Source organism: Streptomyces stelliscabiei, assembly GCF_014873495.1.
GTDB lineage: Bacteria > Actinomycetota > Actinomycetes > Streptomycetales > Streptomycetaceae > Streptomyces > Streptomyces bottropensis.
This window is the reverse complement of sequence record NZ_JADBGF010000001.1, coordinates 8,483,821-8,505,094: the sequence shown is the minus strand read 5'-3', so window position 1 is coordinate 8,505,094 and position 21,274 is coordinate 8,483,821. Positions and strand designations below refer to the sequence as shown.

The window sequence follows — 21,274 nt, the reverse complement described above, 5'->3', positions numbered from 1 at the left end:
TCACTCACCGCCGCGCAGGATGCTGTTGCCCTCGTGCGTGGCGTCCGTGGCGGTGACGTCCAGGGCGAGGCGGCCGCTGAGTCCGTAGAAGGCGACGGGGTTGCGCCACAGCACGAGGTCGGCGTCGTCCTCGTCGAACCCGGCGGCGAGCAGGGCGTCCGCGACCTTGCGGGTCTTGAGGGGGTCGCTTCTGCCCCAGTCGGCGGCGGAGTTGACCAGGACTTTCTCCGGGCCGAACTCCTTGAGGACGGCGACCATGCGTTCCTCGTCCATCTTGGTGTCCGGGTAGACGGAGAACCCGAGCCAGGCGCCGCTGTCCCTGGCCTCCTTGACGGTGGTCTCGTTGAGGTGGTCGAGCAGCACCCGCTCGACGGGCAGGGCCGAGGCCCGTACGGCGTCCAGGGTGCGGCGCAGCCCGGCGAGCTTGTCCCGGTGCGGGGTGTGGACGAGGGCGGGCAGGCCGTGGTCGGCGGCCAGTTGCAGCTGGTGTTCGAGCGCGTGGTCCTCGGCCGGGGTCATGGAGTCGTAGCCGATCTCTCCGACGGCGACGACCCCGTCCTTGAGCAGATAGCGGGGCAGCCGCTCCAGCACCGGTGTGCACCGCGGGTCGTTCGCCTCCTTGGGGTTGAGGGCGAGGGCGCAGTGGTGGGCGATGCCGTACTGGGCGGCGCGGAAGGGCTCCCAGCCCAGCAGGGAGTCGAAGTAGTCGACGAAGGAGGCGGCCGACGTGCGGGGCTGGCCCAGCCAGAAGGCCGGCTCGACGACCGCGCGCACGCCTGCCTCGTGCATCGCCTCGTAGTCGTCGGTGGTGCGTGACGTCATGTGGATGTGGGGGTCGAAGATGCGCATCAGGACTCCTTGCCGTGAGTGCCGTGGATGCCGTGGGCGCTGTCGAGGTCGTGCTCGTCGGCCGGTGGGGGCGCGGTCAGGGCCAGGACGCGGTGCAGGTCCTCGGGTACGGGACGGCCCGCGGCGGTGCGTTCCTCGGCGAAGGAGCCGAGCATGCGGGCGAGTTCGCCGTCTCCGCGGGAGCGGCGGGCCAGGTCGGTGATCTCGTCGACGCGCACTCCGGTGAACAGGCACTTGAGCACGGCGTGCCGCCAGTGGTGCGGGGCCAGACGGTGGGCGGCGTACGGGCCGAGTGCGGCGGCGACGAGACGGGTGTCGTTGGTCCGCAGGGCGTCCTCGACGAGGTGCAGCGCCTCGGGGCCGGGCACGAGGTGGGGCAGCGCGTGCAGCACCGCTCTGCGTTCGTCGGCGGTGCCCTGGTCGTAGACCCGGGTGAGGGCGTCGGCGTCGGCGCGGGCCGCGTGCAGGATCAGGACGCGGACGGCGTCGGCGTGTTCGGTTCCGCAGCGCCGGCCGGCCTCGGCGAGGCGCAGCTCCCAGACGGCGAGGGGGCCATGGGTGCCCGGATGGTCGGCGGCCTCGTCGAGCGCCCGTGCCAGCCAGGTGCGGGCGCCGGCGGTGAGATGGGCGTCGAGGTGGCGGTGCAGGTCGGCGGGGGTGGTGTGCGCCGGGTGGGCCTTCGGTCCGGCCGGGGTGTGGTGGTGGATCACGGGGTGCTCCCGGGAAGGGTGGTGCGGCCGGTCGCGCCGAGGCGGAGGCCGAGGGACCGTTCGAGGAACGCGAGGGACTGCTCGGCGAAGTGCGGGCCGGCGTGGGAGTGGCGGGGCAGTTCGACGACGGTCAGGGCTCGGTGGTCGACGGCGGCCAGCGCCGTGAGGACGGAGGGGAAGTCGATCTCGCCCTCGCCGAGGGGGAGGTGTTCGTGGACGCCACGTCGCATGTCCTCGATCTGGACGTGGCGGAGCCAGGGCGCGGCGGCGCGGACGCAGTCGGCGGGAGGGAGGGGTTCGAGGCACTGGCAGTGACCGATGTCCAGGGTGAGGCCGAGGGCGGCGGGGTCCCCGAGGGTCTCGCGCAGGCGGTGGAAGTCGGCGAGCGTGGCGAGGAGGTGACCGGGTTCGGGTTCGATCGCGAGGGGGACGCCGGCGGCGGTGGCGGCGTCGAGGACGGGGGTGAGCGCGTCGGGCAGACGTTTCCAGGCGGTGTCCTCGTCCGTGCCGGGCGGGGCGACGCCGCTGAAGCAGTGCACGGCGTGGGCGCCGAGGTCGGTGGCGATGCGTACGGCGCGGAGCAGCAGGTCGGCCCGGCGGGCACGGTCGTCGGGGTCGGCGTCCAGCAGCGTGGGGCCGTGTTTGCGGCGCGGGTCGAGCACATAGCGGGCGCCGGTCTCCACGGTGACGGTCAGGCCGAGGGCGTCCAGTCGGCGGGCGAGGCGTCGGGTGCGGGCGGCGAGGTCGGGGGCGAGCGGGTCGAGGTGCATGTGGTCGAGCGTCAGACCGACGCCGTCGTAGCCGAGGTCGGCGAGGAGGGCGAGGGCGTCGTCCAGTCGGAGGTCGGCGAGGCCGTTGGTGCCGTAACCGAAGGAGAGGGGGGTGTCGTGGCGGCTCATCGCGTCTCCTCGCGCGGTTCGGCCGCACGCCCCGCTTCCGGGTCGGCTTCCGGGTCGGCGCCCGCTTCGGCTCCCGCGTCGGCTTCCGGGTCGCGCCGGGGCCGCGTCCGGGATGGCGCCCCCGGCCGCAGCCGCTCCGCGAACCCGGCCAGCGCCGCGTACTGCTCCCCCAGGGCCGTCGGACCGTCCCCCACCGGGTCCTTGAAGTAGAAGCCCAGCTCGGCGAGGGGCCCGGTGAGGCCCGCCGCGTGGGCCCCGGCCAGGAGACGGGCGAGGTCCAGGACCAGAGGGGCGGCGAGGGCGGAGTCGCAGCCCTGCCAGGTGGTCTGGAGGACCATCCGGGTGCCGAGGAAACCGTCGAAGGCGATGTGGTCCCAGGCGGTCTTCCAGTCGCCGAGGGCGGGGACGTCGTCGATATGGGTCTCGCCCTCGGGGGTGGCGCCCAGGCTGTCGGTCAGGACACGTTCCTTGCCGGCGTTCTTGGCAGCGGCGGCGGCCGGGTCGGCGAGGGCGGCGCCGTCGCCCCCGCCGAGGAGGTTGGTGCCGGACCAGGCCCGGACGGCCAGGGCCCGCTGGGCGAACATCGGGCCGAGGACGGACCGGAGCAGGGTCTGACCGGTCTTGCCGTCGCGGCCCGCGTACGGGAGGCCGGCGGAGACGGCGAGCGGGGCCAGTAGCGGGTGGCGGAGACCGGTCGAGGGGGTGAAGTTGACGTAGGGGCAGCCCGCGCGGAGGGCGGCCGCCGCGTAGAGGGAGCTGGGAGGAAGGGCGGCGCCGGTGGGCGCGGGTTCCGTGGAGGCGACGTTCACCACCACGGCCCGGGTCAGGTTCCGGCGGCGTACGAAGTCCTGGATGTCGGCGGCGTGGGAGGAGATCAGCTCGTCGGGGGTCCTGGTGTCGCCCGGGAGGGGGCCTCCGGGCTTGATCTCCCTGTCGGCGGCGGCCAGTTCGGCTGCGACGGCCGCCGGAAGGCCGTGCGGCAGGACTCCCCCGGCCGCGAGGGCCTCGGCCCGTTTGGGCAGGGGGCAGTCGACCGTGTCGTGGCCGCCGAAGACGAGGGCGGACAGGGGCGGAAGGCACGTCCCGGCGAAGAGGGGGGTCTCGGTGACCATGCCCGTCGGGGCGTGCAGGCCCGCCGTGACGGCCGCGCAGCCCGCGACGGCGGTGGTGGCGACGGAACCTCGTGCTCCGATCAGCCAGACGCCGACGCGCGGTGGGGTGACGGACACGGACGCGGACATGGGCAGTCTCCTCGTCGGGCCAGGGGTGGGAAGGGCCGGGAACCCTCCGTGGGGGAAGAGGGAACAGAAACAGGGAGAAGGGACAGGACGGCGGGCGGAGGTCCGGCGTCCCCCGCCCGCCGTCGCTCAGTCGCCCGGCGGCGAGTCCGCCCGGTCGGCGGCCCGTGCGGGCAGTTCCTTGATCCGGACGTCACGGAAGGACACCTGGTCCCCGGCCCCGTGGTTCTGGAGGCCGACGTGCCCCTCGCGCAGGCTCCGTACCGGATCGGTGTTGGTGAAATCGTTGATCTTCACGCCGTTGAGCCAGACGCGCAGGCGCTCGCCCTCCACGCGGATCTCGTAGGTGTTCCACTCCCCCGGCGGATTCAGGGCGCGGTCGCGCTTCCTGAGGTCGGCGGACCGGAAGCCGTACACGGACCCGGTGGTCCTCTCGGGCACGTCGGTGGCGTCGATCTGGATCTCGTAGCCGTTGTTCACGGCCGACCAGGGGTCGTCCGAGGGCGGGAAGCCCACGAACACCCCGGAGTTGTCGTCGCCGGAGGCGCCGGACATCCGCCAGTCGAGCTTCAGGGAGTACGACCCGAAGCTCCGGTCGGCGTACCAGAGCATGCCCATCCCGCCGGACGACGTGAGCGTGCCGTCGTCGGACAGGGTGAACGAGCCCGGACCCGCCTGCCGCCAGCCGTCCAGAGAGGCACCGTCGAACAGCGGCCGATAGCCGTTCTCCGGGCGGCAGTCGGCCTGGGACTCGCCGATCGCCCACCGGATGCCGCCGAGCAGGTGTTGGCGGAAGGCGGGTTCGGCGAAGGACGTCTTGGTGTGGCCGCCGCCGGTGTAGAAGGCTCGGCCGCCCTGGTAGTCCTGGCACCAGGCGATGGGGTGGTCGCCGTTCATGGTGCCGCCGCTGTACGACGACTCGTCGAGCGAGGCGAGGACATGGGCCCGGTCCCGGGGGTTGGAGCGGTAGTTGTACCACTCGTCCGTGCGGTTCCAGGTCGCGCCCAGCCCGGCGGTGGCCGGGTGGGCGTGGTCCTCGACATCGACCGTGGCGGGCTGGATCGCGGGGTGCGACTGGAAGTACGCGCCCGCGAGTCCGCCGTAGAAGGCCCAGTCGTACTCGGTGTCGGCGGCCGCGTGGACGCCCACGTAGGCGCCCCCGCGCTCGATGTACCGCTCGAACGCGCGCTGTTGGCCCGGGTCGAGGACGTCACCCGTGGTCGAGAGGAACACCACGGCGTCGTAGCGACGCAGGTTGCGGGCGGTGAAGGCGCCCGCGTCCTCCGTGGCGTCGACCGCGAAGCCGTGGGCCGCGCCCAGTTCCCGTACGGCCGTGACGCCCTCGGGGATCGAGTCGTGCCGGAAGCCGGCGGTCTTGGAGAAGACCAGCACCCGGCGTTCGTCCACGTGCCCCCCGGAGCGGCCCGCCTCATCGGACACGGCCGGTCCCGACACGCCTCCGATCAGCAGGGCGGCGCCGGCCAGCGCGGTCAGCAGTCGTCGGTTCGTCGGCATGGCGCCCCCTCACCGCTTCGTGAAGGTGAAGTCGTCGACGTCGAACAGTCCGCCGCCGCTCCCCTTGAACACCAGGTAGAGCGTGGTGCTGCCGCGCGGGCCCTTGGCCAGGTCGGCCGTGACGTCCTGGAAGGTGTCCCAGCCGCCGGTCACCGGCACGGTGGCACTGCCGAGGAGACGGCCGGCCGGCGAGCCGGCGCGGACCTCCAGCGTGCCGCCGGCGCCCCCGGAGGAGACACGTGCGGTGATCTTCTTGGCGTCGGACAGGACGTACGGCTCGAAGGAGATCCAGTCCCCGTCGTCGATGTTGCCGACGGTCTTGCCGCCGTGGGCCGTGTCCTTCGACTGGACCGCGATGCCCGAGGAGTCGTTGTAGTGCTCGGCCTGGCGGTGGGTGGGCTGGACGACGTTCTGGTCATGGGTGGTCAGCGGGGCCTGGCCGCCGCCTCCGCCGTCGGTGTACTCGGCGTCGAACACCCCGAAGATGTTGGCGTTCTCGTCGTGGCCGCCGTCGGCGCTGGTCCGGATGGTGCCGGTGCAGCCGTTGGCGGAGGTCACCGGGTGGCCGTGGCTGTCGTGGCCGAGGACGAAGGTGACCTTGACCTTGGCGCAGTCGATGGGGGTGCCGTCCTCCTTGTCGCTCACCTTCACCCTGAACGGCACTGCGTCACCGAACGCGAACAGCTGCCCGTCCTCGGGGAGTCGCAGTTCGACCTCGGGCGCGGTGTTGCCGACCACGATCCGTACGCTCGCGCTGCCGGTGCGGCCGGTGCTGTCCTTGGCGGTCACGGTCGCGGTGTAGGTGCCGTTCGTCCGGTAGGTGTACCGGGGGTTGGCGGCCGTGGAGGTGCCGCCGTCGCCGAAGTCCCAGCTGTAGGTCAGGGCGTCGCCGTCCTGGTCGCTGGTGCCCTCGGAGGAGAAGCGGACCCGCAGTCGCGCCTGGCCCGAGGTGCGGTCGGCCGACGCGGCGGCGACCGGGGAGTGGCCGTCGGTGGCGTTCTCGATGCGGTAGAGGGCGGAGTGCTCGTCACCGCCGAACCAGGAGATGCCGTAGTCGAGGACGTACAGCGCGCCGTCCGGGCCGAAGGCCATGTCCATGATCTGGGTGCCGGTCCAGGGCACGTCGCTGATGGACCGCACGGTGCCGTCGCCGTCGCTGGTGATGCGCTTGATCCAGCGGCGGCCGAACTCACCGGCGAAGAAGTCGCCGTCGTAGGCCTCGGGGAACTTCACCGGGGAGTCGAGCGAGGCGTCGTAGTGGTAGACCGGGCCGCCCATGGGCGACTCGGAGCCGTCGCCGAACTCGGGGACGCTGGCGCCGTTGTAGGGGATCCAGGCGGGCTCGGCGGGGGGCAGGTCGGTCAGGCCGGTGTTGTTCGGCGAGGTGTTCTTCGGGGCCGCGCAGTCGAAGGCCGCGCCCGAGGTGCCGGTGGCGAAGTCGTAGTCGACGTAGGCGTCGTTCTTGCCGGTGCAGTACGGCCAGCCGAAGTTGCCCGGCTTGGTCACGCGGGCGAACTCGACCTGCCCGGCCGGGCCGCGCGAGGGGCTGGCGGCGCCCGCGTCGGGGCCGTACTCGCCGACGTAGAGGACTCCGGTCTTCTTGTCGACGCTGAAGCGGAAGGGGTTGCGGAAGCCCATCGCGTAGATCTCGGGGCGGGTCCTGTCCGTGCCCGGGGCGAAGAGGTTGCCGTCGGGGACGGTGTAGGAGCCGTCGGCGCCGACCTTGATGCGCAGGATCTTGCCGCGCAGGTCGTTGGTGTTGCCGGAGGTGCGCTGGGCGTCGAAGGCGGGGTTGCGGTTGGCGCGTTCGTCGATGGGGGTGAAGCCGTCCGACTGGAACGGGTTGCTGTCGTCGCCCGTCGACAGGTACAGGTTGCCCGCCGCGTCGAAGTCGATGTCGCCGCCGACATGGCAGCAGATGCCCCGGGAGGCGGGGACGTCGAGGACCTTCTTCTCGCTGGCCTTGTCGAGCGTGCCGTCGGTCTTCAGGACGAAGCGGGAGAGCCGGTTGACGCCGTCGAAGGGCGCGAAGTCGGCGGCCGTACCGGTCTCGGGGGCGTCGCCGGCCGGGGTGTTCAACGGGGGCGCGTAGTAGAGGTAGATGAAGCGGTTGTCGGCGAAGTCCGGGTCGACTCCGATGCCCTGCAGGCCCTCCTCGTCGTGCGCGTACACGTCGAGCTTGCCGGCGAGGCTGGTGTTGCCCGCCGCGTCGGTCAGCCGCAGTTCGCCGTCGCGCGAGGTGTGCAGGACCGAGCGGTCCGGGAGGACGGCCAGCGACATGGGCTCGCCGACCTCCGGTTCGCCCTTGGCGAGGGTGACCTGCTGGAAGTCCTCGGCCGCGGCGGCGCCCGCCTTCGGGGCGTCGGCCGCGCCCGCGGCGGGCGCGGTCAGCGAGAGCGAGGCGCCGGCGAGCAGCAGACCGCTGAGCAGGGCGATGGGCCCGCGCACTCGGCGGCGCCCGAAGGGGCTGGTGGGGTGTCTGTTGTCGTCGTACGGGTGCACGAAATGCCTCCAGGGAGGGGCTGGTCGTACGGAGGTGTACGGGTGTGTGCGGTACGCCGGAGTGCGCCGTCACCCCGGAGACACGACCGGGCCGTGGGGGCCCGGTCAACAGGTGGCCCTGTGGTGCGCGGGCCTAGTCGTTGCCGCCGAACGCCGCGTCGAAGGCGGCCGACGGCGGTTCGAAGTCGAACGCCTTGAGGCGGGTCAGGGCCTCGGGGGCGCCCTGGAGCCGGTCCATGCCGGCGTCCTCCCACTCGACGGAGATCGGTCCCCGGTAGTCGATCGAGCGGAGCATCCGGAAGACGTCCTCCCAGGGGACGTCGCCGTGGCCGGCCGAGACGAAGTCCCAGCCGCGCCGGGGGTCGCCCCAGGGCAGGTGCGAGCCGAGGCGGCCGTTGCGGCCGTCGAGGCGCTTGCGGGCCTCCTTGCAGTCCACGTGGTAGATCCGGTCGCGGAAGTCCCACAGGAAGCCGACCGGGTCGAGGTCCTGCCACACGAAGTGCGAGGGGTCGAAGTTCAAACCGAACGCCGGGCGGCGGTCGACGGCTTCGAGGGCGCGCTGGGTCGTCCAGTAGTCGTAGGCGATCTCGCTGGGGTGGACCTCGTGGGCGAAGCGCACGCCCTCGGCGTCGAAGACGTCGAGGATCGGGTTCCAGCGCGCCGCGAAGTCGTCGTAGCCGCGCTCGATCATCGACTCGGGGGCGGGCGGGAACATGGCGACCAGGTGCCAGATGGCGGAGCCGGTGAAACCGATGACGGTGTCGACGCCGAAGGCGGCCGCCGCCCGCGCGGTGTCGGCCATCTCGGCGGCGGCCCGCCGGCGTACGCCCTCGGGCTCGCCGTCGGCCCAGATGCGGGCGGGCAGGATGGCGCGGTGGCGCTCGTCGATGATGGCGTCGCACACGGCCTGGCCCACGAGGTGGTTGGAGACGGCCCAGCACTTCAGGCCGTACTTCTCCAGAAGCTGGTGCCGGGAGTGCAGGTAGGACGGGTCGGCGAGCGCCTTGTCTACCTCGAAGTGGTCTCCCCAGCAGGCGAGTTCGAGGCCGTCGTAGCCGAAGTCGCGGGCGAGGCGGCAGACCTCTTCGAGGGGCAGGTCGGCCCACTGGCCGGTGAACAGCGTGAAGTCGCGCGGCATGTCCGGGTCTCCTCAGACCGTGGTGGGGGTGTGGGTCGGGGTGTAGACGGAGTTCTTCTCTGCGCTCTCCTCGACCGCCGCGAGCACGCGCTGCACCTGGAGCCCGTCGGCGAAGGACGGCTCGGGCCGGTGGCCCGCCGCGACGGCGTGGACCAGGTCACGGGCCTGGTGGACGAAGGTGTGCTCGTAGCCGAGGCCGTGGCCCGGCGGCCACCAGGCGTCCAGGTAGGGGTGGTCGGGCTCGGTGACGAGGATGCGGCGGAATCCGGCGTGGGCGGCGGGTTCGGTGTGGTCGTGGTAGGCGAGTTCGTTGAGGCGTTCCAGGTCGAAGGCCAACGAGCCGCGCTCGCCGTTGAGTTCGATGCGCAGGGCGTTCTTGCGGCCGGTGGCGAAGCGGGTGGCCTCGAAGGAGGCGACGGCGCCGGAGGCGAGGCGGCCGGTGAACAGGGCCGTGTCGTCGACGGTGACCGCGCCCCGGCCCGCCGTGCCGCCGGTGGACGCGAGGCCCGCGGAGGCGCCCGCGGGCAGGGGGCGTTCGCGGACGAAGGTCTCCATCAGCGCGGACACGCCGACCACCGGCTCGCCGGCCATGTACTGCGCGAGGTCGACGATGTGGGCGCCGAGGTCGCCGAGCGCCCCGGAGCCGGCCGACTCCTTGCGCAGACGCCAGGTCAGGGGGAACTCCGGGTCGACGAGCCAGTCCTGGAGGTACGTCACCCGCACGTGCCGCAGGGCTCCCAGCCGGCCCTCGGCGACCATCCGGCGGGCGAGCGCGGTGGCGGGTACGCGACGGTAGTTGAAGCCGACCATGGCCAACTGGCCCCGCGTGTACGCCTCTTCGGCCGCCGCCGCCATCTCCTCGGCCTCCGCGACCGTGTTGGCGAGGGGTTTCTCGCAGAGCACGTGCTTGCCCGCGGCAAGGGCGGCGAGGGCGATCTCGGCGTGGCTGTCGCCGGGGGTGCAGATGTCGACCAGGTCGATGTCGTCCCGGGCGATCAGCTCCCGCCAGTCGGTCTCCGTCGACGCCCACCCGTGCCGGTCCGCCATGGTCCGCACCGCGTCGGCGTCCCGCCCGCACACGGCGGCCAGCACGGGGCTGAGCGGCAGTTCGAAGACCCGGCCCGCCGTGCGCCAGCCCTGGGAGTGGGCGGCCCCCATGAAGGCGTAGCCGACCATGCCGACGCGCAGCGGCGGCGTGCCGAGCCCCCCGGCGTGCCCGGCGGGCCAGACCCCTCCCCCGGGCCGGGGCCTTCCTGACTCCTCCGCCTCGGCCTGGTCGGGCTGCTGCGGCTGTCCCATGCGTGTGTCCTCCTCGTGGTGGCGGCGCGGTGGGGGTGGGGCCTGACCGTGAGTGCGGGGGTCGGGGGTTCGGGTCCCCGCCGGCGGTCAGACCCCGTCGGCAGGTCTCGTCACTTGAAGCCCGTGGACATGTACTGGTCGACGTTGGCCTTGTCCACGACGGCCGAGTAGAGGGTCAGCGAGGACGGGATCTCGAACTCGGCGAGGCCGCCGACGCCCTTGCCCTGGCCGAGGGCGCGGGCGAGGTCGATCGCGGAGGCGGCCATGGTCGGCGGGTAGAGGACGGTGGCCTTCAGCACCCCGTCGTCCTTCTTGATCGCCTGGAACGCGGAGAGCGCGCCCGCGCCGCCGACCATCAGGAAGTCGTCGCGCCCGGCCTGCTCGATGGCGCGCAGGGCACCCACGCCCTGGTCGTCGTCGTGGTTCCACAGGGCGTCGAAGTCCGACTGGGCCTGGAGGAGCTGGGCCATCTTGGCCTGGCCCGACTCGACCGTGAACTCGGCGGCCTGACGTGCCACCTTCTTGATGTTCGGGTAGTTCTTCAGCGCGTCGTCGAAGCCCTTGGTGCGCTGCTTGGTCAGCTCCAGGTTGTCGAGCCCGGCCAGCTCGATGACCCGGGCGTCACCCTTGTCCTTGAGCTGCTCGCCGATGTAGTGCCCGGCGTTGAGTCCCATGCCGTAGTTGTCGCCGCCGATCCAGCAGCGGTAGGCCTGCGGGGAGTTGAAGATCCGGTCGAGGTTGACGACGGGGATGCCGGCCCGCATCGCCTTGAGGCCGACCTGGGTGAGCGCCTTGCCGTCGGCGGGCAGCACCACGAGGACGTCGACCTTCTTGTTGATGAGGGTCTCGATCTGCCCGATCTGCTGGGCGGTGTCGTTGGAGCCCTCGGTGATCTCCAGCGTGACGTCCTCGTACCGCTCGGCGCGGCTCTTGGCGTTCTGGTTGATCGCGTTGAGCCAGCCGTGGTCGGCCTGCGGTCCGGCGAAGCCGATGGTGACCGCCTTGCCGGGCTTGTCGTCGGCGGCCGGCTGTTTGTCGGCGGCCGGGTCACTGTCGGACTCGTTGCTGGTGCAACCGGCGAGGAGGGCGCCGGCCGAGACGGCGGCGGTTCCGAAGAGCAGTCTTCTGCGGCTGGTGATGTCAGGCATGGCGGTGGACCTTTCCCGTGTCGGCTCTTCGGTGTCTCAGGTCGTGCTTGCCGTACGTCGTTGGACCAGGACCGCGGCGACGATGATCACGCCCTTGGCGATCTGCTGGACGTCGCTCTGCAGGTTGTTGAGCGCGAAGATGTTGGTGATCGTGGTGAAGATCAGGACGCCGATGACGGAGCCGGTGATGGTGCCCCGTCCCCCGCTGAGCAGGGTTCCGCCGATGATCACGGCGGCGATGGCGTCGAGTTCGTAGAGGTTGCCGTTGGTGTTCTGGCCCGAGCCGGACAGCACGATCAGCAGGAACGCGGCGATACCGCAGCACAGTCCGGAGAGCAGGTACAGGTAGAGCCGCTGGCGGCGGACGTCGATGCCCGCGAGCCGGGCGGCCTCCGCGTTGCCGCCGACGGCGACCGTGCGCCGGCCGAAGGTGGTGCGGTTCAGCACCAGCCAGCCGATGATCGTCACGACCGCGAAGACCAGGACGAGCGGCGGGATCCCGAGGACGTACGCGTCGCGCTCGCCGAGGTCCAGGACGGAGCCGACGGTGACGACCTGGGTGCTGCCGTCGGTGATCTGCAGGGCCAGTCCGCGGGCCGAGGCGAGCATGGCGAGGGTGGCGATGAAGGGGACCACCCCGCCGTAGGCGACGAGCAGTCCGTTCACCAGTCCGCAACCGACGCCGACGATCATCGCCGTGAAGAGGATGCCGGCGAACCCGTACTCCTGGGTGGCCACGGTCGTCGCCCACACGGACGCCAGGGCGACGATCGCGCCGACGGACAGGTCGATGCCGCCGGAGGTGATGACGAAGGTCATGCCGACGGTGACGACACCGATCACCGAGGCCTGGGTGAGGACGAGTTGGAGGTTGCGGGTGTCGAGGAACTCGTCGGGTCTGGTGAAACCGCCGATGAGGATCAGCGCGGCGAGAACACCGAGGAGCGAGAGGGTGCGGACGTCGGCGCGGAACACGCGGGCCCGCCAGGCGGGCGGTGCGTCGACGGGTGTCACCTTGTCCGCCCCCCGGGGCGGGGACACGGGCTGGGTCATGACGCCGGGCTCCCTTCACCGGTCACGGGACTTCCCGCACCGGCCGCCGGACTTCCCGCACGGGCCGCCGGACTTGCCACACTGTCCACCGGGCTTCCTTCCATCACGAGGTCGAGGACGCGGTGTTCGTCCAGCTCACGGGCGGGCGCCGTGTGCACGACCCGGCCCTCGCGCAGGACGAGCACCCGGTCGGCGAGGCCGAGGACTTCGGGCACCTCGCTGGAGACCAGCAGCACGGCGAGCCCTTCGTCGGCGAGCCGGCGCACCACCGCGTACAGCTCGGCGCGGGCGCCCACGTCGACGCCCCGGGTGGGCTCGTCGAGCAGCAGCACCCGGCAGCCGCGCAGCAGCCAGCGGGCGAGGACGGCCTTCTGCTGGTTGCCTCCGGAGAGCGTGCGGACCGGCACGTCGGGGTTGTCGGGGCGCAGGGACAGTTCGCGGGTCGCGGCCCGCGCGGCGCGGTGTTCGGCGCTCCGGTCGATCCAGCCGACGCGCGCGAAGCGGCCCATCGACGACACAGAGACGTTCCTGGTGACGGACTCCAGCATCAGCAGCCCCTGCGCCTTGCGTTCCTCGGGGGCGAGCCCGAGCCCGGCCCGTACGGCGGCGCGTACGCTGCCGGGCCGCAACGCCCGCCCGTCGACGCTCACCCGGCCCGCCGTGGGCTTCCGGGCGCCGTAGATCGTCTCCAGGATCTCCGACCGCCCCGAGCCGACGAGGCCGGCGAGGCCCACGATCTCGCCGGGCCGCACCTCCAGGTCGAGGGGCTCGAACTCACCGGCGCGCGCCAGCCCCCGCACCTCCAGCACGGGTGTGCTCCCGGTGGGCGGCGCGACGGGCCGGTCGGGGAAGACGTACTCGACGTTCCGTCCCGTCATCAGCGCCACGACCTCGCGCGTCGGCGTGGACTTCGCGGGCAGCCCGCCGGCCACGGCCCGCCCGTCCTTCAGGACGGTCACCCGGTCGCCGATCCGCCGGATCTCCTCCAGACGGTGCGAGATGTAGACGACGGCCACCCCGTCGGCGGTCAGGTCCCCCACGATCCTGAACAGGTTGTCGACCTCGTCCGGATCGAGCGCGGCCGACGGCTCGTCCATCACGATCAGCCGTACGTCGTGGGAGAGCGCCCGCGCCATGGAGACGATCTGCTGCTGCGCCGCCGACAACTCACCCACGAGCCTCGCCGGATCGACCTCCGGGTGCCCAAGTCGCTTGAGCAGGGCGGCCGTCGACGCACGCGCCGCTTTCCCTCGTACGACGAAACCGGCGGCCGTGGGTTCATGGCCGAGGTGGACGTTCTCGGCCACCGACAGGCCCTCGACCAGGTCGAGTTCCTGGTAGATGGTGGCGATGCCGAGGCGCATGGCGGCGATCGGGGACTTCAGGGTGGCGGGCTCTCCCCGCCAGGTGATGGTGCCGTCGTCGGGCTGGTGGGCGCCGGCCAGGACCTTGATCAGGGTGGACTTCCCGGCGCCGTTCTGGCCGAGCAGACAGTGGACCTCTCCGGCCTGGACGTCGAGGTCGACACCGTCCAGGGCCCGGACTCCGGGGAACGACTTGGTGATGCCGGACATGGTGAGCAGCGGTAATTCTGGTGCCATGAGTTCCCCTTGGCGGGCGTGCGGGCCGGTTACAGGGCGTTGCGCGTGCGTGGGCAGGCGTGTTCAGGGCAGGGCAGGGCGGAGCGGGGCGCCGACCGGTGAGGCCTTGTGGTGGGAAACGGCCTACGCGGGTGAGAACAGGTGGTCGCTGATGAGGCGGGCCGCGCCGATGACTCCGGCGGTGGGCCCGAGTTCCCCCAGCACGATGGGCAGGTTGTTGGTGGCGAGGGGAAGTGACTGGCGGTAGACCTGGGTGCGGATGGCGGCGAGCAGGGTGTGGCCGAGGCCGGTCACCCCGCCGCCGATCACGACCAGGCCGGGGTTGAAGAAGCTGACGAGTCCGGCGATGACCTGGCCGGTGCGGTTGCCGCCCTCGCGTATGAGGTCGAGGGCGGTGGCGTCGCCGGCGGCGGCCGCGGCGGCCACGTCGACGGCGGTCAGGGTGCCGCTGATCTCCAGCCGGGAGGCGAGTTCCGCCGAAAGTCCCTGCTGGGCGGCGTCGTTGGCGTCGCGGGCGAGGGCGGCGCCGCTGAAGTGGGCCTCCAGGCAGCCCCGGTTGCCGCAGGCGCAGGGGCGGCCGTCCGGTACGGCGAGGATGTGCCCGATGTCGCCGGCGCTGCCCGTCGTCCCGCGGTGGACCTCGCCGCCGACGACGATGCCGCAGCCTATGCCGGTGCCGATCTTGACGCACAGGAAGTCGCCCACGGAACGGGCGACGCCCGCGTGCTGCTCGCCCATCGCCATCAGGTTCACGTCGTTGTCGACCATGACGGGGCAGCCGAGTTCCTGGCTGAGCGCCTCGCGCACCGGGAACCCGTCCCAGCCCGGCATGATCGGCGGGGCGACGGGGACGCCCTCGGGGAAACGGACCGGTCCGGGGACGCCGATACCGGCGCCGTCGAACCCCTCCGCGAGCCCGGAGGCGCGCAACTTGGCGGCCATGGACAGCACCTGCTCGAAGACGGCGACCGGGCCGTCCCGTACGTCCATGGGCTGGTTGATGTGGCCCAGGATCTCCAACTCGGCGTTGGTGACGGCCACATCGATCGAGGTGGCGCCGATGTCGACGCCGAGGAAACGGAGTTGGGGGGCGAGTCGGATGTTGTGCGAGCGGCGCCCGCCGCGCGAGGCGGCGAGTCCGTCCGCCACGACGAGCCCCGTCTCCAGCAGCCGGTCCACCTCCACGGCCAGCTTCGACCGCGAGAGGTCGATGCGGTCGCCCAGCTGCGCCCGGGAGTTGGGCCCACCGTCCCGCAACAGCCGCAGCAGCTTGGCCTGGTGCGCGTTGGCAGGTCGAGCCGTCATACGTCTCACAAGCCCCTCCCCGCCTCATCGGCACCGCCGTGCTTGGCTTTCGAGGGGAACGTAGCAGCGGCTGCCGGGCCTGGGAAGAAGTAGCGCAGCAATGAGTGCAGACTTTCTCCACCGAGAGGACAAAGGAAGCCGTGTGGGGACACCGAGGGGACGCGAGGGGGCCGGTCAACGAGTGAAGCGGTCACCCTGGATCGAGAACCAGGCGGACGGACCGAACACACCGATCTCCTCGAAGCTCGTCGGTTCGCCCATCTGGTTCCGCTTCACCGGGCGTACGGCCCGGTACACGGCCACGACGCCATGCGGCAGCAGCTCGTAGCTGTAGGTGTGAGCCACCTTGTCCTTGTCGAACGACTCGTCGGAGAAGTGCTTCGCCGGACGACTCTGGTCATTGAACTCGATGTACACGGCCATCGGACGAACCTAGCCGCCGGCTGGCCTTCCCGCCCGCTACTTCTCCCGCTCGTGGTACGTCTTGCGCGTGTGCTCCGTGTGCGCTCGCATGACCTGCGTCGCGCGGGCCTCGTCGCGGGCGGCGATGGCGGCGATCAGTTCGCGGTGTTCGATCCAGGACTGGTGGCCGCGCTGCCGGGCGACGGGCGTGTAGTACCAGCGGACCCGGCGGTCGACCTGGGCGGCGAGTTCGGCGAGGACCGTGTTGCCGGCCAGCTCCATGACCTTGGCGTGGAAGCGGGCGTTCAGGGCGACGGCGGCGTCCACGTCGTCGGCACCGACGGCCCCCTCGCCCTGCGCGCAGAGTTCCTCCAGGGCCGTGATGCCCGCCGTGCCGGCGTTCGCCGCGGCGAGGCGGGCGGCCTCGGCCTCCAGCAGGGTACGGACCGTCAGCAGCTGGTCGGCCTCCGCTTCCGTCGGCTCGTGGACGAAGGCGCCCTGGGCGGGCCGGAGGTCGACCCAGCCCTCGGTGTTGAGGCGCTGCAGGGCCTCGCGCACGGGCTGTCGGGACACCCCGAGGTGCCCGGCGAGTTCGCTCTCGACGAGGTGCTGGCCGGGGCGCAGGGCACGCGTGGTGATGAGTTCGAGCAGGGCCTCGTAGACGCGGTCGCGCAGCGGGCCGGGGCGTTCGAGCTTGGGCACCGCCCCTTGCGGAAGTCCTGTCGACAACATCGGGTCCCCCTCCAGAGCACCACTGGGTGTACTGCACACGGAAAGTCAACGGCCCGTACTGGAAAGAACTGGAAAGTCCGAGTCAACGGCCAGTATGGATTGTCTTTCGTCTACAGTCTACGACCCGCGATGGCCAGAGGACCGACGCGTATGCCTCGTCACACCGCCGCGAGCGGCACCACGACGGCACCACGAACGCCCTGCTCAGCGGCTCACGGGCAGCGGACCACCTGTCCGGCGTACGACAGGTTCCCGCCGAAACCGAACAGCAGCACGGGGTCGCCGCTGGAGATCTCGCCGCGTTCGACGAGCTTGGAGAAGGCGAGGGGGATGCTCGCGGCCGAGGTGTTCCCCGAGTCGACGACGTCCTTCGCGACCACGGCGTTGACCGCGCCGATCTTCGTCGAGAGGGGCTCGATGATCCGCAGGTTGGCCTGGTGCAGGACGACCGCGGCGAGATCGGCGGGCGTGAGTCCGGCCTTCTCGCACGCCGCGCGGGCGATGGGCGGCAGCTTGGTGGTGGCCCAGCGGTAGACGCTCTGGCCCTCCTGCGCGAAGCGCGGCGGGGTGCCCTCGATCCGCACGGCGTTGCCCATCTCGGGCACCGATCCCCACAGCACCGGCCCGATGCCGGGTTCCTCGGCGGCCTCGACGACGGCCGCGCCCGCCCCGTCCCCGACGAGGACGCAGGTCGTGCGGTCGGTCCAGTCCGTGACCTCGGACATCTTGTCGGCGCCGATGACGAGGGCCCTGGTGGCGGCCCCCGCGCGCACCGCGTGGTCGGCGGTGGCCAGGGCGTGGGTGAACCCGGCGCACACGACGTTGACGTCCATGGCGGCCGGGTTCGGGATGGAGAGCCGGTTCGCGACCCGGGCCGCCATGTTCGGGGAGCGGTCGATGGCGGTGGAGGTGGCGACCACGACCAGGTCGATGGCCTCCGGGCCGAGACCGGCCGAGGCCAGGGCCTTGGCGGCGGCGTGACCGGCCAGCTCGTCGACCGGTTCGTCGGGTCCTGCGATGTGCCGTGTGCGAATGCCCACCCGGCTCGTGATCCACTCGTCACTTGTCTCGACCAGACCCGCCAGGTCCTTGTTGGTGAGCACCTTGGCGGGCTGGTAGTGGCCGACGGCGACGATGCGCGAGCCGTTCATGAGTGGTTCCCCTCGTAGCCTGTGGTCAGCGGGATCCACCAGTCTGATCAGTGACTCACGGGTATGAGGGCGGCCGAGGCGACAGTAAAGAGCGGCCCAAGTTGTGGGCTTCCGTCAGAGCCCCGATGAGCACCGGCCGCGTGGCGATTCTGTTTCCGGTGACCGTCTTGGTACGCCCGACCACGCGACCGCCCGCCGGTGGTGCGCACGGCCCGGGGAACTCGGCGGCCGTGTCGTCCGGGGTGGTGGCCGGGGTTCCTCGGGTCCCCGGTGACGTCCAGGAACCAGCGGCCTGCACCGGCGCCCACCGCATCCGGGTGTGCCACGTCCGCCCGATCACCAGGCCGGCGGCGCATTCCGGGACCTGCTGCCGCGTCGGTGGCGGAACCTGCTGGGGCCGCGCCATGTGGGAGTTTCCCCGGTGGCCCGACCGTCGGCGGCCGGTACCGGGTGCTCGGCCTGGGCTCGGGGTGGGCCGCCGACGTCGACGTACCGTCCGGCCGGAACGACGACGGCAGCACGCGGCCGGTACGGCGGTGCCGATCGGGCTAAGGACGGCCCGAGATGTTCCTGGCGGGGACGGGACCGGTGCCGGGCCGGTGGCCCGTGTAGCGCGGTGGCCGGCCCGGCGCCGCGTAGGCGAGGTGCACGAGGCGGGAGTGTTCCTGTCGCATGCGCATCAGGGACTCCAGGATGTATCCGACGAGCAGGACGAGCACCGCGATCGTCATGATCGCGGCGGCGAGGATCGCCGTGGGGATGCGCGGCACGGTGCCCGTGCGGATGAAGTCGGCGATGACGGGGATGCCGAGGACGACCGAGACGAAGGCCAGGACTCCCGCGACCACGGTGTGGACGAGCGAGGGCCGCTCGCGCCGGGCGAGATCGAGGATGACCCGCAGGATGCGCCAGCCGTCCCGGAAGGTGCGCAGTTTGCTCTCGCTCCCGGCGGGCCTGACCCGGTAGTCCACCTCCATCTCGGCCGTGGGGAGCCGGAGGTGGAGGGCGTGGATGGTCATCTCGGTCTCGGTCTCGAACTGGCGGGCCAGCGCCGGGAAGGACTTGACGAAGCGGCGTGAGAAAACGCGGTAGCCGCTCAGCATGTCGGTCACGTCGTTGCCGAACAGGGACCGCACCGCGCCGGTGAGCAGTCTGTTGCCGGTCGCGTGCCCCACCCGGTAGGCGGCGCTGACCGTCTCGCGGCGGGCGCCGACCACCTGGTCGTACGGCCCTTCGAAGAGCAGGTTGACCAGCTCGCGCGCCCGGGACGCGTCGTAGGTGTCGTCACCGTCGATGAGGAGCAGGGCGTCGGCGTCGACGTCGGCGAAGGCCCGCCGGATGACGTTGCCCTTTCCCTTGCGCGGTTCCTCGCGGACGATCGCACCCGCCTCCCGGGCGACCTGCACCGTGCGGTCCGTCGAGGCGTTGTCGTACACGTAGATGTCCGCCTCGGGGAGCGCCATCCGCAGGTCGCGCACCACCTTGCCGACAGCGGCCTCCTCGTTGTGACACGGCACGACACACGCGATCGTCGGTTGCACGGCCACTCCCTACCTGACCCGGCGTCGGATGACGACAGATTTTCGGATGATGATAGGAAATAATGCGTTATGGGCGCGTCCGGACGGCCGGGACGCGCCGGGTCGTTACTCTCGCCGTGTGCTGGTCCTCGTATCCACGGCGCTGCGTGCGCGTGACGCCATCCGGGGCGTCTGGCGCGAGGCCGCCAAGTTCGGGGTGGTCGGGGCGCTGGCCTTCGTGGTGGACAACGGCGGCTACAACCTGCTGGTGTTCGGCCTTCCCGGCGGCACGGAGGGCGGGGTGATGGGGGCGGCCCCCGTGCGGGCCTCCGTCGTGGCGACGGCCGCCGCGGCGCTCTTCAGCTGGGCGGGGAACCGCTACTGGACCTACCGCCGCCGGCATCGCTCGAACATGACGCAGGAACTGGCCCTGTTCCTGTTCGTGAACGTGGTCGGCGTCGCCGTCACCGCGGGCACGGTCTTCGCCTCGCGGCAACTGCTCGGGCTGGAATCGATGGGCAGCGACAACGCGGCCCGCGTCTTCGGCTGGGTCCTCGCCACCCTGTTCCGCTTCTTCACCTACCGGCGCTACGTCTTCGTCGCACCCTGATCCGTGTCGCGCTCCGATCCGCGCCGCGCTCCGATCCTCGCCGTACTCCGATCCGCGCCGCACTCTGTTCCGCGTCGCGCCCTGACCCGTACGGTCCCGTCGACGCTGTTAGCATCCGCCACATGGGACGAAAGGTGCATATTCGGGGCGAAAAGCACTGGATCTGGTGGCTGACCGCTGTCGCCGTGGCGTGTTGCGTGGCCACGACCATCGTCTTCACCCCCGGGTTCATGAGTCCCGACAGCATCGACCAGCTCCGGCAGGCCATGGGCAGGACGCCGCTGACCGACTGGCATCCACCCGTGCTGAGCCTGCTGTGGCGCGCGCTGATCGCCGTCACCGGCACGCCCGCGTCCATGGCCGTCCTCCAGTCCGTCGTCCTGTGGGGCGCGCTGTGGGTGCTCGCCCGGTGCGTCTGGGAGATGACCGCGAGCCGTGCCGGTTCGCTCGCCGTCCTCGGCCTCGGACTGACTCCCCCCGTAGTCACGTTCGTCGGCGTGGTGTGGAAGGACGTGCACGCGGCCTGCGCGCTGCTGGCGGCCTGCGCGGTGGCGTTCGTCGGGCTGCGGCTGCGGGACCGCGGCCTGTCCACCCGAACGCGCTGGGCTCTGCTCTGGCTCGGCGTGCTCTTCCTCGCCTACGCCGTGCTCGTGCGCAAGAACGCCTTCCTCGCCGCCATTCCGATGTTCGTCCTGCTCGTCCTCGCGCTGTGGCACTCCCCCGGGCGCCGCACGTGGGCCGCGTGCACGGCGGCGCTGGTGGCCGCCGTCGTGCTGCCCGCCGCGGCGATCTCCATGTTCGCGCGGCCCGTGCAGACGGATCAGGGCGCGCAGATCCTGCTCGACGATCTCGTCCACGTCCTGACCGTGGAGGAACTGCGGTCGGCCGACGTCCGGCCGGAGCTGCGGGACCGCCTGGTGGCCGCCGCCGAGGAGTGCGACCGCGTCGGCGCCGTGTCGGACGCCTACTGGGCCTGCTACCAACGCTCGCCGGACGGACTGGCACGGGACGCGGACCAGCTCTCCTCCCTGTGGCTGCGCGAGATGCCCGGACACGCCTCCGGCTACCTCCAGTACCGGCTGCGGCTCTTCACCGCCCTGCTCTTCGAGACGGGCTACGTGTACCAGCAAGGGGTCTTCGCCAACGACCTCGGTATCGAAGTGGCCCGCCCCCGGCTCGAAGCCACCCTCGCCTCGTACGTCGTCGGCGCGGCCACCGATCTGCGGCCGCTCTTCCGGGGGTGGTTCTGGCTCGCCGTCGCGCTCGTGCTCACCGTCCGGCCGGGCCGGGGGAGGTTCTCCCTGCCGATCCGGGCGCTGGGCATCAGCTCGTTGGCCTACGTGCTCGGCTACCTGCCCATCGTGCCGGCGACGAACTACCGCTACGTCTACTGGCCGGCGCTCGCCTGCGCGCTCGGTCTCCTGCTGCTCTGGCTGGACCGCGCCGCCCCCGACCGGCCCACAGCCGGCTCCGGCGTCCGGCGCGACAGCGCCGCCGTCACCCTCCCCACCGCCGTGACGGCACATCGGCCGACGGCCCCCGAGGACCGGTCCGCGACGTGAGTGTGCCGATACCGATGCCGGGGCCTCGGTATCGGCATCG

At 71.8% G+C, this 21,274-nt stretch carries 18 protein-coding genes; 2 read left to right on the top strand and 16 right to left on the bottom strand.

Annotation, left to right across the window (positions count from 1 at the left end):
* From H4687_RS37440 to H4687_RS37365, 16 genes are all read right to left on the bottom strand, one after another.
* Entirely contained in the window at nucleotides 1–849 is an 849-nt protein-coding gene (locus H4687_RS37440; protein WP_046919200.1) for a TatD family hydrolase, read from the bottom strand.
* Nucleotides 849–1,559 carry an EboA domain-containing protein gene (locus tag H4687_RS37435; RefSeq protein WP_046919201.1) on the bottom strand — a complete coding sequence of 237 codons (711 nt, stop codon included), beginning with the start codon at nucleotides 1,557–1,559 and terminating at the stop codon, nucleotides 849–851. The genes H4687_RS37440 and H4687_RS37435 overlap by 1 nt, the downstream gene beginning before the upstream one ends.
* Nucleotides 1,556–2,458: a sugar phosphate isomerase/epimerase family protein gene (locus tag H4687_RS37430; RefSeq protein WP_046919202.1), complete on the bottom strand. Its 903-nt coding sequence runs from the start codon at nucleotides 2,456–2,458 to the stop codon at nucleotides 1,556–1,558. Before H4687_RS37430 ends, H4687_RS37435 begins: the two co-directional genes overlap by 4 nt.
* On the bottom strand, nucleotides 2,455–3,699 hold the full coding sequence (locus H4687_RS37425) for an inositol-3-phosphate synthase (RefSeq protein ID WP_046919203.1): 1,245 nt from the start codon (nucleotides 3,697–3,699) through the stop codon (nucleotides 2,455–2,457). Before H4687_RS37425 ends, H4687_RS37430 begins: the two co-directional genes overlap by 4 nt.
* 126 nt (nucleotides 3,700–3,825) lie before the next feature.
* Nucleotides 3,826–5,211, bottom strand: a complete 1,386-nt coding sequence (locus H4687_RS37420; protein WP_046919204.1) for a ThuA domain-containing protein — start codon at nucleotides 5,209–5,211, stop codon at nucleotides 3,826–3,828.
* 9 nt (nucleotides 5,212–5,220) lie between these two features.
* Nucleotides 5,221–7,713: a PQQ-dependent sugar dehydrogenase gene (locus H4687_RS37415; RefSeq protein ID WP_046919205.1), complete on the bottom strand. Its 2,493-nt coding sequence runs from the start codon at nucleotides 7,711–7,713 to the stop codon at nucleotides 5,221–5,223.
* Between the two features lie 133 nt (nucleotides 7,714–7,846).
* On the bottom strand, nucleotides 7,847–8,851 hold the full coding sequence (locus H4687_RS37410) for a sugar phosphate isomerase/epimerase family protein (RefSeq protein ID WP_046919206.1): 1,005 nt from the start codon (nucleotides 8,849–8,851) through the stop codon (nucleotides 7,847–7,849).
* A gap of 12 nt (nucleotides 8,852–8,863) precedes the next feature.
* On the bottom strand, nucleotides 8,864–10,150 hold the full coding sequence (locus H4687_RS37405; RefSeq protein ID WP_046919207.1) for a Gfo/Idh/MocA family protein: 1,287 nt from the start codon (nucleotides 10,148–10,150) through the stop codon (nucleotides 8,864–8,866).
* A 110-nt stretch (nucleotides 10,151–10,260) separates the two neighbouring features.
* Nucleotides 10,261–11,298 carry a substrate-binding domain-containing protein gene (locus H4687_RS37400; RefSeq protein WP_046915774.1) on the bottom strand — a complete coding sequence of 346 codons (1,038 nt, stop codon included), beginning with the start codon at nucleotides 11,296–11,298 and terminating at the stop codon, nucleotides 10,261–10,263.
* A 36-nt stretch (nucleotides 11,299–11,334) separates the two neighbouring features.
* Nucleotides 11,335–12,351, bottom strand: coding sequence for an ABC transporter permease (locus tag H4687_RS37395; protein WP_046915775.1), 1,017 nt, complete (start codon nucleotides 12,349–12,351; stop codon nucleotides 11,335–11,337).
* Nucleotides 12,348–13,952 carry a sugar ABC transporter ATP-binding protein gene (locus tag H4687_RS37390; RefSeq protein ID WP_046915776.1) on the bottom strand — a complete coding sequence of 535 codons (1,605 nt, stop codon included), beginning with the start codon at nucleotides 13,950–13,952 and terminating at the stop codon, nucleotides 12,348–12,350. Before H4687_RS37390 ends, H4687_RS37395 begins: the two co-directional genes overlap by 4 nt.
* A 123-nt stretch (nucleotides 13,953–14,075) precedes the next feature.
* Nucleotides 14,076–15,257: an ROK family transcriptional regulator gene (locus tag H4687_RS37385; RefSeq protein ID WP_046915777.1), complete on the bottom strand. Its 1,182-nt coding sequence runs from the start codon at nucleotides 15,255–15,257 to the stop codon at nucleotides 14,076–14,078.
* A gap of 174 nt (nucleotides 15,258–15,431) precedes the next feature.
* A complete protein-coding gene (locus H4687_RS37380; RefSeq protein ID WP_046915778.1) occupies nucleotides 15,432–15,680 on the bottom strand; it encodes a hypothetical protein in 249 nt (82 codons plus the stop codon).
* Between the two features lie 36 nt (nucleotides 15,681–15,716).
* On the bottom strand, nucleotides 15,717–16,391 hold the full coding sequence (locus tag H4687_RS37375; RefSeq protein ID WP_046915779.1) for a GntR family transcriptional regulator: 675 nt from the start codon (nucleotides 16,389–16,391) through the stop codon (nucleotides 15,717–15,719).
* Between the two features lie 212 nt (nucleotides 16,392–16,603).
* On the bottom strand, nucleotides 16,604–17,542 hold the full coding sequence (locus H4687_RS37370) for a beta-ketoacyl-ACP synthase III (protein WP_046915780.1): 939 nt from the start codon (nucleotides 17,540–17,542) through the stop codon (nucleotides 16,604–16,606).
* Between the two features lie 548 nt (nucleotides 17,543–18,090).
* Nucleotides 18,091–19,089, bottom strand: a complete 999-nt coding sequence (locus tag H4687_RS37365) for a glycosyltransferase family 2 protein (RefSeq protein ID WP_046915781.1) — start codon at nucleotides 19,087–19,089, stop codon at nucleotides 18,091–18,093.
* 112 nt (nucleotides 19,090–19,201) lie between these two features.
* Between H4687_RS37365 and H4687_RS37360 the strand changes: the two genes are divergently transcribed.
* Nucleotides 19,202–19,672 (top strand): GtrA family protein, encoded by a 471-nt coding sequence (locus H4687_RS37360; protein WP_046915782.1) that lies wholly within the window; start codon nucleotides 19,202–19,204, stop codon nucleotides 19,670–19,672.
* Between the two features lie 122 nt (nucleotides 19,673–19,794).
* Nucleotides 19,795–21,234 carry a hypothetical protein gene (locus H4687_RS37355; protein WP_046915783.1) on the top strand — a complete coding sequence of 480 codons (1,440 nt, stop codon included), beginning with the start codon at nucleotides 19,795–19,797 and terminating at the stop codon, nucleotides 21,232–21,234.
* Nucleotides 21,235–21,274 lie beyond the last annotated feature (40 nt).